General features: G+C 30.1%; 16 protein-coding genes (1 of these 16 only partly in view). 6 read left to right on the top strand and 10 right to left on the bottom strand.

Features of this window, described 5'->3' with window-relative positions; all coding sequences use genetic code 11:
- The 4 genes from ACKTTQ_RS13625 to ACKTTQ_RS13640 all read left to right on the top strand — a co-directional run.
- On the top strand, positions 1–1,798 hold the 3' portion of the coding sequence (locus ACKTTQ_RS13625; RefSeq protein WP_408049519.1) for a T9SS type B sorting domain-containing protein. It extends 23 nt beyond the left edge of the window; 1,798 of the gene's 1,821 nt are visible here — the last part of the coding sequence; the start codon falls outside the window, past its left edge; it ends in the stop codon at positions 1,796–1,798.
- Between the two features lie 217 nt (positions 1,799–2,015).
- Positions 2,016–2,939 (top strand): PorP/SprF family type IX secretion system membrane protein, encoded by a 924-nt coding sequence (locus ACKTTQ_RS13630; protein ID WP_093870061.1) that lies wholly within the window; start codon positions 2,016–2,018, stop codon positions 2,937–2,939.
- Between the two features lie 19 nt (positions 2,940–2,958).
- Positions 2,959–4,908 (top strand): OmpA family protein, encoded by a 1,950-nt coding sequence (locus ACKTTQ_RS13635; protein WP_093870062.1) that lies wholly within the window; start codon positions 2,959–2,961, stop codon positions 4,906–4,908.
- Between the two features lie 123 nt (positions 4,909–5,031).
- The gene (locus ACKTTQ_RS13640) at positions 5,032–5,637 is read left to right on the top strand and encodes a DUF4230 domain-containing protein (RefSeq protein WP_113787606.1); all 606 of its coding nucleotides are present in this window, start codon (positions 5,032–5,034) and stop codon (positions 5,635–5,637) included.
- On the opposite strand, the gene ACKTTQ_RS13645 is transcribed toward ACKTTQ_RS13640, so the two are convergent.
- The 9 genes from ACKTTQ_RS13645 to pdxA form a co-directional block, all read right to left on the bottom strand.
- On the bottom strand, positions 5,634–6,047 hold the full coding sequence (locus ACKTTQ_RS13645; RefSeq protein ID WP_093870064.1) for a DUF6691 family protein: 414 nt from the start codon (positions 6,045–6,047) through the stop codon (positions 5,634–5,636). The two genes, ACKTTQ_RS13640 and ACKTTQ_RS13645, sit on opposite strands and share 4 nt — an antisense overlap.
- Before the next feature lies 1 nt (position 6,048).
- Complete coding sequence (locus ACKTTQ_RS13650; protein WP_093870065.1) at positions 6,049–6,609, bottom strand: YeeE/YedE family protein; 561 nt, start codon at positions 6,607–6,609, stop codon at positions 6,049–6,051.
- A 53-nt stretch (positions 6,610–6,662) separates the two neighbouring features.
- The gene (locus tag ACKTTQ_RS13655) at positions 6,663–7,829 is read right to left on the bottom strand and encodes a 3-deoxy-D-manno-octulosonic acid transferase (RefSeq protein WP_408049520.1); all 1,167 of its coding nucleotides are present in this window, start codon (positions 7,827–7,829) and stop codon (positions 6,663–6,665) included.
- A 144-nt stretch (positions 7,830–7,973) separates the two neighbouring features.
- The gene (gene accC / locus ACKTTQ_RS13660) at positions 7,974–9,311 is read right to left on the bottom strand and encodes an acetyl-CoA carboxylase biotin carboxylase subunit (protein WP_093870067.1); all 1,338 of its coding nucleotides are present in this window, start codon (positions 9,309–9,311) and stop codon (positions 7,974–7,976) included.
- Between the two features lie 76 nt (positions 9,312–9,387).
- A complete protein-coding gene (gene accB, locus ACKTTQ_RS13665; protein WP_113787603.1) occupies positions 9,388–9,873 on the bottom strand; it encodes an acetyl-CoA carboxylase biotin carboxyl carrier protein in 486 nt (161 codons plus the stop codon).
- 24 nt (positions 9,874–9,897) lie between these two features.
- On the bottom strand, positions 9,898–10,893 hold the full coding sequence (locus ACKTTQ_RS13670) for a beta-ketoacyl-ACP synthase III (RefSeq protein WP_408049521.1): 996 nt from the start codon (positions 10,891–10,893) through the stop codon (positions 9,898–9,900).
- Positions 10,894–11,045: 152 nt separating this feature from the next.
- Entirely contained in the window at positions 11,046–11,240 is a 195-nt protein-coding gene (gene rpmF / locus ACKTTQ_RS13675; protein ID WP_028892219.1) for a 50S ribosomal protein L32, read from the bottom strand.
- A gap of 8 nt (positions 11,241–11,248) precedes the next feature.
- The gene (locus ACKTTQ_RS13680; protein ID WP_093870070.1) at positions 11,249–11,785 is read right to left on the bottom strand and encodes a YceD family protein; all 537 of its coding nucleotides are present in this window, start codon (positions 11,783–11,785) and stop codon (positions 11,249–11,251) included.
- A gap of 73 nt (positions 11,786–11,858) precedes the next feature.
- Positions 11,859–12,893, bottom strand: a complete 1,035-nt coding sequence (gene pdxA / locus ACKTTQ_RS13685) for a 4-hydroxythreonine-4-phosphate dehydrogenase PdxA (RefSeq protein WP_408049522.1) — start codon at positions 12,891–12,893, stop codon at positions 11,859–11,861.
- 58 nt (positions 12,894–12,951) lie between these two features.
- Between pdxA and ACKTTQ_RS13690 the strand changes: the two genes are divergently transcribed.
- Together ACKTTQ_RS13690 and ACKTTQ_RS13695 are read left to right on the top strand one after the other, a co-directional pair.
- Positions 12,952–13,542, top strand: a complete 591-nt coding sequence (locus ACKTTQ_RS13690) for a riboflavin synthase (protein ID WP_408049523.1) — start codon at positions 12,952–12,954, stop codon at positions 13,540–13,542.
- Positions 13,543–13,773: 231 nt separating this feature from the next.
- Positions 13,774–15,309: a patatin-like phospholipase family protein gene (locus tag ACKTTQ_RS13695; RefSeq protein ID WP_408049524.1), complete on the top strand. Its 1,536-nt coding sequence runs from the start codon at positions 13,774–13,776 to the stop codon at positions 15,307–15,309.
- A gap of 84 nt (positions 15,310–15,393) precedes the next feature.
- Here ACKTTQ_RS13695 and ACKTTQ_RS13700 read toward each other — a convergent pair whose 3' ends face one another.
- Positions 15,394–15,717, bottom strand: coding sequence for a hypothetical protein (locus ACKTTQ_RS13700; RefSeq protein WP_299135519.1), 324 nt, complete (start codon positions 15,715–15,717; stop codon positions 15,394–15,396).
- Position 15,718: the final 1 nt, after the last annotated feature.

Raw genomic sequence — 15,718 nt, forward strand, 5'->3', positions numbered from 1 at the left:
TGATTTAGATACCAATGGCGATGGAGTTATCGATTCAAATGATACAGGATATGTAGATGCAGACAATGATGGTCAAGCAGATGATTCAGTGGATACTGATGAAGAACCAGATACCGATGGAGATGGCGTACCAGATTATCAAGATTTAGATAGTGATAATGATGGAATCAATGATGTTATTGAGAATGGAAATGGTGATTTAGACACGAACAATGATGGTGTTATCGATTCAAATGATACTGGAGGATCAGATAGTGATGGCGATGGTATTTCAGATAGTGTAGATTCAGACTCAAGCAATTTCGGAGAAGGAAATGGAGGAGAAGGAGATACAGTTGATACCGATGGTGATGGCGTACCAGATTATCAAGATTTAGATAGTGATGATGATGGAATAAACGATATCACTGAAGGCGGAAATGATGATGAAGATGGAAATGGAGTAGTAGATGGACCAGATAGTGACGGAGATGGAATTTCAGATGAAGTAGATGAAGATGATTCAGGATTTGGAGATTCAGGAAATACAGATGTAAACGATACAGATCCAACCGATCCAGATAGTGGGGGAACAGGAGTTTTACCAGATAGTGGAACAGATAGTGATGGCGATGGTATATCAGATAGTGTTGATGGCGATGATACTAATTTTGGAGATGCAACTGATACCGATGGTGATGGAATACCAGATCATTTAGATGTAGATGATGATAATGATGGAATTCCAGATACAGCAGAAGGAACAGGAGATACAGATGGCGATGGAATACCAGATAGTTTAGATTTAGATAGTGATAATGATGGGATATTAGATGTAGATGAAGGCGGAAATGGTGATTTAGATACCAATGGCGATGGAGTTATCGATTCAAATGATACAGGATATGTAGATACAGATAATGATGGGCAAGCAGATGATTCAGTTGATACTGATGAAGAACCAGATACCGATGGAGATGGCGTACCAGATTATCAAGATTTAGATAGTGATAATGATGGAATCAATGATGTTATTGAGAATGGAAATGGTGATTTAGACACGAACAATGATGGTGTTATCGATTCAAATGATACTGGAGGATCAGATAGTGATGGTGATGGTATTTCAGATAGTGTAGATTCAGACTCAAGTAATTTTGGAGAAGGAAATGGAGGAGAAGGAGATACAGTTGATACCGATGGAGATGGCGTACCAGATTATCAAGATTTAGATAGTGATGATGATGGAATAAACGATATCACTGAAGGCGGAAATGATGATGAAGATGGAAATGGAGTAGTAGATGGACCAGATAGTGACGGAGATGGAATTTCAGATGAAGTAGATGAAGATGATTCAGGATTTGGAGATTCAGGAAATACAGATGTAAACGATACAGATCCAACCGATCCAGATAGTGGGGGAACAGGAGTTTTACCAGATAGTGGAACAGATTCAGACGGTGATGGAATTTCAGATAGTGCAGATTTAAACGATACTGCCTTTGGTGATGCAGTTGGTGTTGATGATTGTGTTACGGTTTATAATGAATTTACACCTAATGATGATGGTAGTAATGATACATTAATTATTAACTGTATTGAAAATTATCCAAACAATACATTAGAGATATTTAATAGGTGGGGTAATTTAGTGTATAGTAAGCAGCAATATAATAACACCTGGGATGGTACTTCTAATGGAAGAGTAAATATTCAAGTAGAAGATAAGTTGCCTTCTGGTACGTATTTCTATGTTCTTGACTTAGGAAATGGAAATAAGGTTAAAAAAGGATGGATTTATATTAATAGAGATTAACACTAGTAAATATTCTAAATAGGTTAAATCATTTAGCCTATTTAGAATTCAATTTTATTTAACGACAGAATTGAACCATTCAACGAAAGATATACGAAAACGAACGTTTGATCGATGGTAAAAAATAAATAAGAAGGTAAATTGGTGTAAATACTTGAATTGAAATCAAGAATTATATTTTAATAAATCGTTAATAAATCTAAAGAAATTAGTAAGGATGAATAATATATTAAAAGTAATCAGCATACTAATATTAATACTAAGTTCATGTATAGTATATGGACAGCAAGATCCTCAGTATACACAATATATGTTTAATACAATGAGTGTTAATCCGGCATATGTAGGTTCAAAAGGACATACAATGATCAATGTTTTGGCAAGAACACAATGGGTTGGAATTGATGGAGCGCCAGATACTCAAACATTAAGTTATGATACTCCGTTAGGATATTCAGGAGTTGGATTAGGAATAAATTTGGTAAATGATGCAATTGGTCCATCTAATGAAACGTATATAGATGCAAATGTTTCTTATACCGTTCGAACAAGTGAAGATGGAAATTTAGCATTTGGATTAAAATTAGGAGGGCGTTTTTTTAATGTAGACTGGAGTAAAGGAGTTTTTCGAGATGGAAATGATAGATCATTAAATCAGAATATAAGTAAGTTTTTACCAACAATAGGAGCAGGAGTTTATTATTACAAGTCAAATTGGTATTTAGGTTTTGCAGTTCCAAACATTTTGAGAACAGATCATTATGATGATGTGTCAAGTGGAGGAGTTGTGGCAACAGAAAGAATGCATTATTTTTTAATAGGAGGTTATGTGTTTGATTTAAGCGAAACAATAAAGTTTAAGCCGGCGGTATTAAGTAAAATAGTAAGTGGAGCACCATTATCATTAGATGTATCAGCAAACTTTTTATTTAATGATAAATTTAGAGTTGGAGCAGCATGGAGATGGGATGATTCAATTAGTGCAATGTTAGGGTTTCAAATTAATGAATCATTACAAATAGGTTATGCTTACGATTTAACGACATCTAATTATAGCAATTATAATTCAGGAACTCATGAAGTAATGCTTCGATATGAGATATTTAAAGAACAAAAGATGAAATCACCAAGATTTTTCTAAACAATTAAAATCGAAGGATATGAAAAAAATAATATTTTTATACGTATTGTTATTCGTTACTGTTTTCAGTTTCGGGCAACGAAAATATGCAGCTGATAGGTATTTTAAAGAATACGCTTATAAAAAATCAGCTGAATTATACAAAACTATTTACGACAAAGGTGATGAAACATATTTGGTTATAAGTAGGTTGGCAGACTCCTATTATTTTAATGTTGATTTTGATAAAGCAGAAAAATGGTATGCCGAGTTAATGAATAAGTTTGAAGTCATAGCTTCTCCAAAGCATGTGTTTAGATATGCTCAAACATTAAAAAGTAATGGTAAAATAAATGAATCTGATAAATGGCTGTTGAAATTAAAAGAAGTAAAAGGAAATGATAGTAGAGCCATTGCATTAGAGAAAAATAAAGATTATTTTGTTGAATATACAAACAAAGAAAAAACATTTATAAATATTCACAATGTATCTTCTAACTCTAAATATTCCGATTTTGGAGGATTTATTTATGACAATACTTTATATTTTGCATCAACTAGGCCTGACGAAGAAAATAAGAAGATTTATCAATGGAATAATCAACCTTATTTAAATATTTATACTTCAAAATTAAAAAGATTAGAAGAAGATAAGGCTTTAGATGTGGAATTATCTGAGAAGATAACAGCTTTAAGTACAAAATACCATGAATCTAATGCTGTTATAAGTAAAAATGGTAAAACCATGTACTTTACTAGAGATAATTATGATGGAGATAAGTTAAAGTCTGATAAACAAAGAACTACTCATCTAAAAATTTATAAAGCTGAAAAAATTTATGAAACTTGGGGGAATGTAAAAGAATTACCATTTAATAGCGATGAATATTCTACAGGACACCCAGCTTTAAGTGCAGATGAAAAAACGCTATATTTTGTATCTGACATGCCAAATGGATATGGAGGTACAGATATTTATAAAGTAGCTATAGAGGCTGATGGTAGTTATGGGAAACCAGAAAACTTAGGTGAAACAATTAATACTGAAGGAAGAGAAATGTTTCCATTTGCAGGAAAAGACAATCGTTTATACTTTGCTTCTAATGGTCATTTAGGTTTAGGTGCATTAGATATATTTGAATCTAAAATAGAGAATAATACATATTCAGATCCAGTTAATTTAGGCGCTCCAGTTAATGGACCTCGTGATGATTTTGCCTTTGTTATTAATGACCAAAGAACTGCTGGTTTTTTTTCTTCTAATAGAGAAGATGGAAGAGGAGATGATGATATCTATAGTTTTACAATTTATAAATGTAAAGAAGATATTAACGGTATTGTGTCTGATTCTAGAACTGGAGATCCAATAGATAAGGTAACAGTACGATTAATAAATGAAAAAGGCGAACCAGTTTCTAAGCAAATAACAAATTTAGATGGAAGTTATTCTTTTGATAAAATAGATTGTGAAAAAAACTTTATAGTGGTAGCTTCAAAAGATGATTACAAAGTAACTGAAAAAGAAACAGCAACATTAGATGTAAATAAGAAAGTATTAAAAACTGATTTACAATTAGAATCTTTGATAGTAGAAGACCAAATAGTTATTAATCCTATTTATTTTAACTTTAATTTATTCAATATTAGAGAAGATGCTGAGTATGAATTAGAAAAAATAGTTACTGTTATGAAGAATCATCCTGATATGATTATTAAAATAGAATCGCATACTGATAGTAGAGGAACTAAAGAATACAATAGAATTCTTTCAGACAATAGAGCTAAATCTACAAGAGATTATATAATTTCTAGAGGTATTTCTTCAAATAGAATAGAGAGTGCTATTGGATATGGAGAAGATCAGTTATTGAATGATTGTAATGATAAGAATCAAAAGAAATGTTCAGAAGAAGAGCATCAACAAAATAGGAGGTCATATTTTTATATTTTAAGTGATACAAAAAATGTAAAAGCAATAGTTAATAAATAGGTTTCCAATAAATGTTTTTTTATTTAAGTAGTTTATAAAATGACAAAAATATGAATAGGTGTTTTTTGTAGAATTAATTCGGATAGTTTTTAGTACATTGTAACTAGATTTTATACTAGAATTATGGTGCGTTTTATAAAGTATATAGCAATTTTTTTACTAGGTTTTTTAATAGCTAAACTTTGGTATGACAGAAAAGAAGTTAAACATGAAAAAGAAGAAATAGAAGTGTTTCTTAATGGAGTACAAAACTTAAGTAAATTAGTTGTTACTGAAGGAAGTTTTTCAGAAATGTATAGTTTTTCTGATACTAAGAAATATTTCTACGATTACATTTCTTTTCAAAAAAAAGCAATATTATCTGTCAATGCTAAAGTTGAAGTCGGCTATGATTTGTCAAAATTAGATATTCAAATAGATACTATAGGAAAACAAATTATAATTAATAAGATTCCTAAAGAAGAAGTTACTATTTCACCAGATATTAAATATTTTGATTTACAACAGAGTAAGTTTAATACTTTTTCTAAATCAGAATTGAATAAATTGAGCGATAGAGCCATTGAAAAGATAAAAACAACCATAACTGTATCAGAGTTACAAAAAGAAGCTAAAAACCGATTATTTGAAGAGCTGTCTAAAATTTATCAGCTTTCAAAAATATATCAATGGGAAGTAGTAAATAAAACTGACTCGGAGTTCTTAAAAAAGAATAGAATTAAATATTAATGAGGTAGTTTTTTACTCAGTATACCATAAATAAAAGTTCCAAAAACGGCTCCTACTAGTACAATAAGAATAGGAAGTATACCATGTCCTATTAAAACAAATATAGGACCTGGACAAGCACCTGCTAAAGCCCAGCCTAAACCGAATATTATACCACCAATTAAGGATTTTGTAAGTCCTTTTTTCTTTTCTTTTATAAAAACTTTTTTTCCTAAATAATTAGTAATGATACCTGTTTTGAATAAATACATGAAAATCATAGAAAAAGCAACAGCAGTACCAATAATACCATACATATGAAATGATTGAAACTTGAACATTTCATAAATTCGGTACCAAGAAATAGCTTCAGATTTTGTTAAAATAATTCCAAATAAAATTCCTGTGAATAAAAACTTTAAATATTTCATATTAATTAAATATTAGAGGAAATACTAACCAAACCATAAATAGCCCGCCAATAAAAAAGCCTATAACAGCAATTAAAGACGGTAATTGAAAGCTACTTAAACCAGTAATTGCATGTCCAGAAGTACAACCATCAGCATATCTTGTTCCAAATCCAATTAAAACACCAGCAAAAAAAAGTATTAAAAAACCTTTTAAAGTTAATAAACTTTCAATGCTAAAAATTTCAGAAGGAACAAAAGTAGTTCCAATATCGTTAAAACCTAATTCATTTAAGTCTTTGATTGTTTCTAAACTGATATCTATTGAAGTATCTTTTGATAAATATTCTACGGTAACATAACCACCAATTATCAATCCTATTAAAAAAATTAGAGACCAAGTTTTATCTTTCCAGTTGGTATTAAAATAGTCAGAAATTTTTCCAGCACCAGCTATTGTACACATCGTTTCTAAGTTACTAGAAATGCCAAAGTTTTTTCCGAAATAGAATAATAAAAATAAAACAATCGATATCAAAAATCCTGACACATACCAAGGCCAAGGCTGTAAAATAAATTCCATTATAATTTTTACTTTAAAATTAAGTCTTAAAGCTCATTTAAACCTAACAACAATTAATGTAAAGTATTGTTTATATAATCAATAATTAATTTGGTGGCACCAATATTATTTTCAATATATTCTTTGTTAATAACTCCCATTTTAGTTCTTAAAGTATTATTTGATTTTAAAGTTGTAAATGTAGTGTAAAAATCATTTTTATTATGAATACCAATAGCACCTTTTAAAGAAAGTAAATCTACAGCTTCTTGAAATTTTTTATATTTTTTATTTCCGAAAACCAAAGGAATACCAAAAACAGCTGGTTCTAAGGTATTATGAAGGTTAGTTTTTAATCCACCACCAATATAAGCCACGTCAGCATACGAATATATCTTGGTTAGTATACCAATTGTATCAATAATGAATACTTGATATTCTGATAAGTTTTTTTCTTCCTTTTCAGAAAACAAAACAGTCTTTTTATTTATTGATTTTTTTAAAGCTATTATGTCTTGTGAGTTTATGTTATGCGGAGCAATAATGAATTTTTCATCTTTTGAAGAACCATTATTTATATAGTTTACAATACATTCTTCATCCTCAGCCCATGAACTACCAGCAACTATTGTATAATTGTTGTTTTTAAATTCTGAAATGAAGTTTAAAGTATTGTTTTGTTTTAATATATCATATACTCTATCAAAACGAGTATCTCCACAAACTGAAGTGTTTTTTAAATTTATAGAATTTAAAAGTTTTTTTGAAGTTTCGTTTTGAACAAAAAAATAATTAAAGGCATTTAATTTTTTTCGCATAAAACCGCCATACCATTTAAAAAATGATTGTTTTTCTCTAAAAATACCAGAAACTAAAACAGTATGTATATTTAGTTTTTGTAGTTCAGATAATAGATTTGGCCAAAATTCATATTTAATTATTACAGCGAGTTCTGGGTGAACTGTTTCTATAAAATTTTGCATATTTCTTTTTGTGTCAAAAGGTAAATAGCAAACAACATCAGCATGTTTATATTCTTTTTTTATTTCATAACCAGAAGGAGAAAAAAAAGTAAGAACTATTTTATAATTTGGATATAAAAGCTTGAAGTTTTCAATGATGGGTCTTCCTTGCTCAAATTCACCTAACGAAGCCGCATGGAACCATACAACTTTATCATCTTTAGAAATAGTATTTAATTTAGAAAAAGAATCTTTTCTTCCTTCAATAAATAAGTTCATTTTTTTATTGAATAAGGCTATGATTTTTAATAAAAAATAGACAAAATGTAAAATCAAATTATATACTAAATTCATAATGCGAAGTTAGGGAATAAAAAAAATCAGTGAAATATTCACTGATTTTTTTTATTGTACTATAATAGTTTATTTCATTTCGAAATCCTCCATAAATTTTGTGGTATAGTTACCAGCAACATAATCTGGATGATCCATTAATTGTCTATGAAAAGGAATCGTAGTTTTTACACCTTCAATAACGTATTCATCTAATGCACGTTTCATTTTATTAATAGCTTCTTCTCTTGTTTGAGCAGTAACAATTAATTTTGAAATCATAGAATCATAATTAGGTGGTATCATATAACCTGCATATACGTGTGTGTCTATACGTACACCATGTCCTCCTGGAGCATGATAAGAAGTTATTTTTCCTGGAGCTGGTCTAAATCCATTGTATGGATCTTCAGCATTAATTCTACATTCTATAGAGTGTAATTGAGGTGTGTAGTTTTTACCTGAAATTGGCACACCAGCAGCAACTAATATCTGTTCACGTATTAAATCATAATCAACTACTTCTTCAGTAATTGGGTGTTCTACTTGAATACGAGTATTCATTTCCATGAAGTAGAAGTTACGATGCTTGTCAACTAAAAATTCAACAGTACCAGCACCTTCATATTTAATAAATTCTGCTGCTTTTACTGCTGCTTTACCCATTTCATCACGTAACTCATCAGTCATGAATGGAGAAGGAGTTTCTTCTGTTAATTTTTGATGACGACGTTGAACTGAACAATCTCTTTCAGATAAATGACATGCCTTTCCAAAGGCATCTCCAACTACTTGAATTTCTATATGACGAGGCTCTTCAATTAACTTCTCCATATACATATCATCATTTCCAAAAGCAGCTTTTGATTCTTGTCTAGCAGAATCCCAAGCATCTTTTAAATCTTCAGCTTTCCAAACAGCACGCATACCTTTTCCTCCACCTCCTGCTGAAGCTTTAAGCATTACAGGATATACAGTTTCTTCAGCTACTTTTAAACATTCTTCAAAAGTATTAATAACACCGTCACTACCAGGAACACAAGGTACACCAGCAGCTTTCATTGTAGCTTTGGCGTTCGCTTTATCTCCCATTCTATCAATCATCTCAGGCGAAGCTCCGATAAATTTAATATCGTGTTCATCACATAATTTTGAAAATTTAGCATTTTCAGCTAAAAAACCATATCCAGGATGAATTGCATCTGCGTTAGTAATTTCAGCAGCAGCAATAATATGTGACATTTTTAAGTAAGATTCACTACTTGGAGCAGGGCCAATGCAAACTGCTTCATCAGCAAATCGTACATGTAAACTTTCTGCATCTGCTTTAGAGTAAACAGCTACAGTTTTTATTCCCATCTCCTTACAGGTTCTTATTACACGCAGTGCAATTTCACCTCTATTGGCAATTAATATTTTTTTAAACATAATTAGATAATTTAAGGGTTAAAATTTAAAATAAGTATACTTGTTTAAGTATTACGAACTAAATAATAACTATTAATTATGATGGGTCAACTAAGAATAGAGGTTGATCAAATTCTACAGGACTAGAATCGTCAACTAATACTTTAACTACTTTACCTGATATTTCAGATTCTATTTCGTTAAATAATTTCATTGCTTCAATAATACATACAGTATCACCAACTTTAACCTCTGTACCTACTTCAGCAAAATTAGGTTTGTCTGGTGAAGGTTTTCTATAGAATGTACCAATGATTGGTGATTTTATAGTAATATATTTCGAGTCGTCTTCAGTAGTAGTTTCGTTTGTAGAAGCTACAGGAGCAGTTGGTTGAGCAACTGGTACTGGTTGTTGTGCTATCATTTGAGGAGCAGCAGCAACTGGGGCCTGAATAATTGTAGTTTCAGGAGTTTCACTTCCGGTTTTAATGGTGATTTTAATATCCTCCATTTCTAACTTTACTTCGCTTGCACCAGATTTAGCTACAAACTTTATAAGACTTTGAATTTCTTTAATATCCATTTTCCTAAATTTAAGTTGTTTGGTTTATGAGTTATATGCCCATTTTAAATAGATAGCTCCCCAAGTGAAGCCACCACCAAATGCGGCAAAAATTAAGTTATCTCCTTTTTTCAAAACTTTTTCATAGTCAGCAAGTAACAAAGGGAGAGTGGCAGAAGTAGTGTTTCCATATTTATGAATATTCATCATAACTTTATTTTCTTCTAATCCAACTCTATTAGCTGTTGCTTCAATAATTCTTTTATTCGCTTGATGCGGAACTAACCATTGAATTTCTTCTTTAGTTAAATTATTTCTCGTTAACATTTTTTCAGCTACATCTGCCATGTTTGAAACAGCGAATTTGAAAACTGTACGTCCTTCTTGATGTACAAAATGTCTATTATTTTTAATTGTTTCTTCTGAAGAAGGTAAAATAGAACCTCCAGCGTCAATTTTTAAAAACTCTCTTCCTACTCCATCACTACGTAAGTACTCATCTTGTAAACCTAAATTTTCAGTATTAGGTTCAAAAAGTGCAGCACCTGCACCATCACCAAAAATAATACAAGTAGCTCTATCTGTGTAATCTATTATAGAAGACATTTTATCAGCACCAATTAAAAGCACTTTCTTGTAACGACCACTTTCAATGTAACTAGATGCAGTTGACATTCCATAAAGAAAGCTAGAACAAGCTGCTTGTAAATCGTAAGAAAAAGCATTTACAGCTCCAATTTTTGAAGCAGTGTAGGCTGCAGTTGATGCAACTGGCATATCTGGAGTAGCTGTAGCTACTATTACCATATCAATGTCAGAAGCTAAAACACCAGATTTCTCTAGTAAATCTTCAGCAGCTTTAATTGCCATGTAAGATGTTCCAGCACCTTCTACTTTTAAAATTCTTCTTTCTTTGATTCCAGTTCTACTAGTAATCCACTCATCATTGGTGTCTACCATAGTTTCAAGCTCTTTATTCGTAAGAGCATATTCTGGAACATATTTTCCTACTGCTGTTATAGCTGCAGATATTTTAGTCATAGTTGTTTGTTTTGTTGTAAAACGAGATTTCAAAGAAATGAAAATTATTTCACTTCTTTAAATAAAAAAAAGCAAAAACTTATATTTCTGACTTAAAAATACGAAAAAACCCTCGAAAGGAGGGTTTTTTCAGCTTTTTTGAAAACCAGTTTTTAAGCTTCTGCAGTAGCAGATTCTAATACTACTTGACCTCTGTAGTATAATTTTCCTTCATGCCAGTGTGCTCTATGGTATAAATGAGCTTCTCCAGTTGTAGGATCAACAGCTATTTGAGGTACTGAAGCTTTATAATGAGTTCTTCTTTTGTCTCTTCTAGTTTTAGATATTTTTCTCTTTGGATGTGCCATTTTATGTCTTATTTATCTGTTAGTAAATCCTTTAATTTATCCCATCTAGGGTCTGTTGTTTTTTCTTCAACAGTTTTATCTTCGTCTATTCTTAATTCTTCTAATTTCTCTAAAGCTTCAGATTCCATAGTTCCATCCAATACTTTAGGATGTACTCTTTTATTAGGTACTGATAAAATTATGAGTTCATATATATATTGTGAAATGTTAATTTGATAAGCTTCGTTAGGAAGAATCAAAATTTCATCATTGTCATCATTATATTCATGTCCAAATTTTACAATTAAATGTAAAGTACCATCAATTTCTTGATTAAATAACTCACCTGTCATGTCACAAGGAACATTAACACTACCATTTATCGTAAAATTAAGTTCCATTAAGTTACTTTTTTTTACGAAATCTACAGTCGTATTTACGGCGCAATCATTAAAATCATCAAACTGATAAGCTTCAAAGAACGTTTTATCAATATGATATTCAAATAAATGACTCCCTTCCTTTAAACCTATAAAAGGTATGTTGAATTGTTTTAAGTCTTTCATCTACAACATCAATTTGAGCGTGCAAAGATATAAAAAATGTTTTTATATTTATATTTTGGAAATAAATTTTTCACTATTTTGTTTTTAAGGCTCCTTTTATAAGGTTTTGATACTCAATTCTGTTCTTATAAATATGAAGAGAAGTAAATAAAGCTTCTTTAAAAGATGCTGGGTTTGCTTTGTTTTTACCTGCAATATCAAATCCCGTTCCGTGATCAGGTGATGTTCTTACTTTGTTTAGTCCAGCAGTAAAATTAACGCCATTACCAAAAGATAGAGCTTTGAAAGGAGCTAGTCCTTGATCGTGATACATTGCTAATACACCATCAAATTTTTGATGAGTTTTTGATCCGAAAAAACCATCTGCTGCATACGGGCCATAAACTAATTTACCAGTTTCTTGAATTTCTTTTATTGTAGGCCTTATAATTTCATCATCTTCTTTACCAATAACTCCTTTATCTCCACAATGAGGATTTAAACCAAGTACAGCTATTTTTGGTTTGTTTATATTAAAGTCTTCTTTTAAAGAGGTGTGCATAATTTCAACTTTACTCTTTATTAATTCCGAGCTTATGGTTTCTGCTACTTGAGAAATAGGAATATGACCAGTAATTAATCCAATGCGTAACTCATCAGTCATTAAAATCATTAAACTTTCTCCTTCTAAATTATCTTCAAGATATTCAGTATGTCCAGGGAAGTCAAATTCTTCTGATTGAATATTCTCTTTGTTTATAGGAGCAGTTATTAAAAGATCAATTTTATTTTCTTTTAAAGCACTTACGGCAGATTGTAATGACTTCAATGCGTAATTACCACCAGCTTCCGTTATTTTTCCTATTTCTATTTTAACATCTTCTTTCCAAATATTAACTAAATTGACCTTTCCATGAACTATTTTATCAATAGAAGTAATACCATGAATACTGTTGTTTAATTTTAATACTTTTTTATGATAAGAGATCAACTTGTTTGAACCAAACAGAACAGGAGTACAAAACTCTAACATGCGTTTGTCTTCAAAAGTTTTTAAAATAATTTCAATACCAATACCATTTATGTCTCCAATTGAAATACCAACAATAATTTTGTTTGATTTATCCATAGTTTACTTCTGTAATGTCGTATTTTTGATGGTAACAAAAGTAATTAAAATTTAGAGAATGTTTACGGGAATAATTGAAACTCTTGGTATTGTAACAAAACTAGAAAAAGAAAGGGGTAATCTTCATTTAACAGTTAAAAGTAGTATTACAAGTGAATTAAAAATAGATCAAAGCGTTGCTCATAATGGTGTTTGTTTAACTGTAGTTGATATAGTTGCTGATGAGTACAAGGTTACAGCAATTAAAGAGTCATTAGATAAAACTAATTTAAGCGAGTTAGTGATAGGAAATGAAGTAAACCTTGAAAGAGGAATGAAGTTAGGAGCTAGGTTAGATGGTCATATAGTACAAGGACATGTTGATAAAACGGGAGTTTGTGAAAATGTAAAAGACGATGATGGAAGTACTATTTTTACTTTTTCTTATGATTTTGACGGTAATGTAACTATTGAAAAAGGATCAATTACGGTTAATGGAGTTAGTTTAACTGTTGTGAATTCTAAGAAAAATGAATTCAGTGTAGCTATTATACCTTATACGCTAGAGCATACCACATTTAAAAACTTTGTAAAAGGTACTAAAGTGAATTTAGAGTTTGATGTTATTGGTAAATACGTTACTAGATTACAAGGCTTAAATAATTATTAGTTTTTTATTCGGTTCTTTAAAGTAAAGATATTAGCTTTAATTATAGGTAGTTGAACTTTATATGGTAACGTGTTAATTTTTTTGATACCTAAAAATACTGAAAAGACAGTATTTAGTTTTTTTTAAAAAGTAAAAAAAGAGTAGTTTTAAAACCTGAAGAAAGAAGGAAAAGGTTAAATAATTGCTGTTGTTTTTCCTAAATGTATTTGGATAAATTAATCAAATTATTTTATGGAACTTTTTAAATCGATTGCTTTATGTTTTTCTGGAGGTGGCTATAGGGCTGCTTGTTTTTCTTTAGGAACTCTTTCTCTTCTTGAAAAAGTTGGCTTGTTAGAAAATGTTAAAGCAATATCTACAGTATCTGGAGGTACTATTACTGGTGTAAAATATGTGCAATCTCAAATTGAAGGAAAAGATTTTGATGCTTTTTTAGATGATTATTATAATTGGCTTGATAAAGATGAGTTAGCAAGTAATGCTATAAGTCATTTACGAGGACCTTTGGTGTGGAACAAGGCAGAAAATAAGCATAAAAGGAAAAACCCTATTAATGCTTTTTCAATTGAATACAATAACTTTACGAATAACACTACATTAGGACAGATTCAAAATTTAATTAATGAGGGTGGTTCAAAGACTCATTTAGAAAGAGTGATTTTTAATGCCACAGATTTTGATAGTACTCACCAATTTAGATTTCAAAATATAAAAGGAAATCAAAAAAGGTTTGGAAATGGTAAAGCTCATAGTAAATACAAGCATATTATTGATGATATTAAGTTAGGTGATGTTATAGCAGCATCTACAGCTTTTCCTGGAGGTTTTGAACCTATTGGCTTTCCATATGATTTTACATCAAAATATAATGATCTAAATGAAATAGGGTTAATGGATGGTGGTATTGTTGACAATCAAGGTACTTCTGTTTTTGTTTCTGAAGCTCAAAGTAACAGTGATGAGAGTTATGATTTGTATTTTGTTAGTGATGTTGCTTCACCTTATCCAGGAAAAGGTTTTGAATTTGCTTCAAAAAGTAAGTTTAGTAAATATGCATCGTTACTATCTAGTGCATTTACATTATTAATTGTGCTAATGGCAACCGTTTTTTTCTTCATAAAAAAATGGTTAGTATGGTATACTATAAGTGTAATATTTTTTGCGTTTTTAACGTTTATACACTTTTTGTTTTTCTCGCTTTCTAAATTAATGCAAAATCAAACAGGAATAGATCAGCAATTATATTTGCCACCGAGAAGAGTTGGTTTTTATATTATTAACAGAGCAAAATCACTAATGCGAATGGCTGGTGTTATTTTTCTTAAAAATGACAGGCGACAGCATGCAACAGCTATATACAGTACTTTTCCTAATAAAGTAATTTCATCTACTGTATATGAATTAAGATGTAAAGATTCTTCAGGAAATCAAACAGATAAGCCTGAAAGGGTTAGGAATTGGGATAAAATAGTTAAGTATACTGGTGCTATAAGTAATGAAGTTATAAGAAACTCCATAAAAAGTGCTTCATTTGGTACCACGTTATGGTTTACTAAAAAAGAGAAAAAAAATAAGATGTTAGAAAGCTTAATAGCGAGCGGAGAATATACAGCATGTTATAATTTATTGGCACATATTATTATACAATATGGTAGTAGGTCAACTTCAATCCCCCTTTTTAATGAATTAATGGTGCTTTGGAAAGAATTTCAGATAAATCCTACTTTTTTAATAGAAGAAAGAAAGGAGAAATCTAATGTGAATTAATTTTAACTAAAATTAAAATTAGTTGTTTGAAAAGCACTTTTTAAAACTTATTTGAAAGTTTTAAAAAGTGCTTTTCAATTGAAGTTAAAAAATTAATAATTTGATAGTATTAATAATTGTTTTAACAACTTTATTTTTGAAATGACCAAGACTTATTTTTGAAACACCTGCAGTTTGTAATGCTTTTAAGTGAAATAAATCTTTCTGACTTTTAACAAGCCATTCAAAATCATCAAGGGTTAATTGTTGGTTTTTTAAAAGAATAGTCCAACGTTCAAGTTTATCTTTCGAGTCATCTAAAAATAGTTCAATGTCTTTTTTAGATTCTTTAGTAAAGTTTGTGTATTTATTATTAAAAAGATCGACTAACGATTTTTTTAGTTCTTGTAATATTTGATCGAAATCCATA

Origin of the sequence: Tenacibaculum halocynthiae (assembly GCF_964512825.1) — a bacterium.
GTDB classification, from domain to species: Bacteria; Bacteroidota; Bacteroidia; order Flavobacteriales; family Flavobacteriaceae; genus Polaribacter; species Polaribacter halocynthiae.

What these genes read in the sequence shown, in the direction of transcription:
- ACKTTQ_RS13630 (WP_093870061.1), top strand. Translation starts at nt 2,016, where the DNA reads ATGAATAATATATTAAAAGTAATCAGCATACTAATATTAATACTAAGT.
- ACKTTQ_RS13635 (WP_093870062.1), top strand. Translation starts at nt 2,959, where the DNA reads ATGAAAAAAATAATATTTTTATACGTATTGTTATTCGTTACTGTTTTC.
- ACKTTQ_RS13640 (WP_113787606.1), top strand. Translation starts at nt 5,032, where the DNA reads ATGGTGCGTTTTATAAAGTATATAGCAATTTTTTTACTAGGTTTTTTA.
- ACKTTQ_RS13645 (WP_093870064.1), bottom strand. Translation starts at nt 6,047, where the DNA reads ATGAAATATTTAAAGTTTTTATTCACAGGAATTTTATTTGGAATTATT.
- ACKTTQ_RS13650 (WP_093870065.1), bottom strand. Translation starts at nt 6,609, where the DNA reads ATGGAATTTATTTTACAGCCTTGGCCTTGGTATGTGTCAGGATTTTTG.
- ACKTTQ_RS13655 (WP_408049520.1), bottom strand. Translation starts at nt 7,829, where the DNA reads ATGAACTTATTTATTGAAGGAAGAAAAGATTCTTTTTCTAAATTAAAT.
- accC (WP_093870067.1), bottom strand. Translation starts at nt 9,311, where the DNA reads ATGTTTAAAAAAATATTAATTGCCAATAGAGGTGAAATTGCACTGCGT.
- accB (WP_113787603.1), bottom strand. Translation starts at nt 9,873, where the DNA reads ATGGATATTAAAGAAATTCAAAGTCTTATAAAGTTTGTAGCTAAATCT.
- ACKTTQ_RS13670 (WP_408049521.1), bottom strand. Translation starts at nt 10,893, where the DNA reads ATGACTAAAATATCTGCAGCTATAACAGCAGTAGGAAAATATGTTCCA.
- rpmF (WP_028892219.1), bottom strand. Translation starts at nt 11,240, where the DNA reads ATGGCACATCCAAAGAGAAAAATATCTAAAACTAGAAGAGACAAAAGA.
- ACKTTQ_RS13680 (WP_093870070.1), bottom strand. Translation starts at nt 11,785, where the DNA reads ATGAAAGACTTAAAACAATTCAACATACCTTTTATAGGTTTAAAGGAA.
- pdxA (WP_408049522.1), bottom strand. Translation starts at nt 12,893, where the DNA reads ATGGATAAATCAAACAAAATTATTGTTGGTATTTCAATTGGAGACATA.
- ACKTTQ_RS13690 (WP_408049523.1), top strand. Translation starts at nt 12,952, where the DNA reads ATGTTTACGGGAATAATTGAAACTCTTGGTATTGTAACAAAACTAGAA.
- ACKTTQ_RS13695 (WP_408049524.1), top strand. Translation starts at nt 13,774, where the DNA reads ATGGAACTTTTTAAATCGATTGCTTTATGTTTTTCTGGAGGTGGCTAT.
- ACKTTQ_RS13700 (WP_299135519.1), bottom strand. Translation starts at nt 15,717, where the DNA reads ATGGATTTCGATCAAATATTACAAGAACTAAAAAAATCGTTAGTCGAT.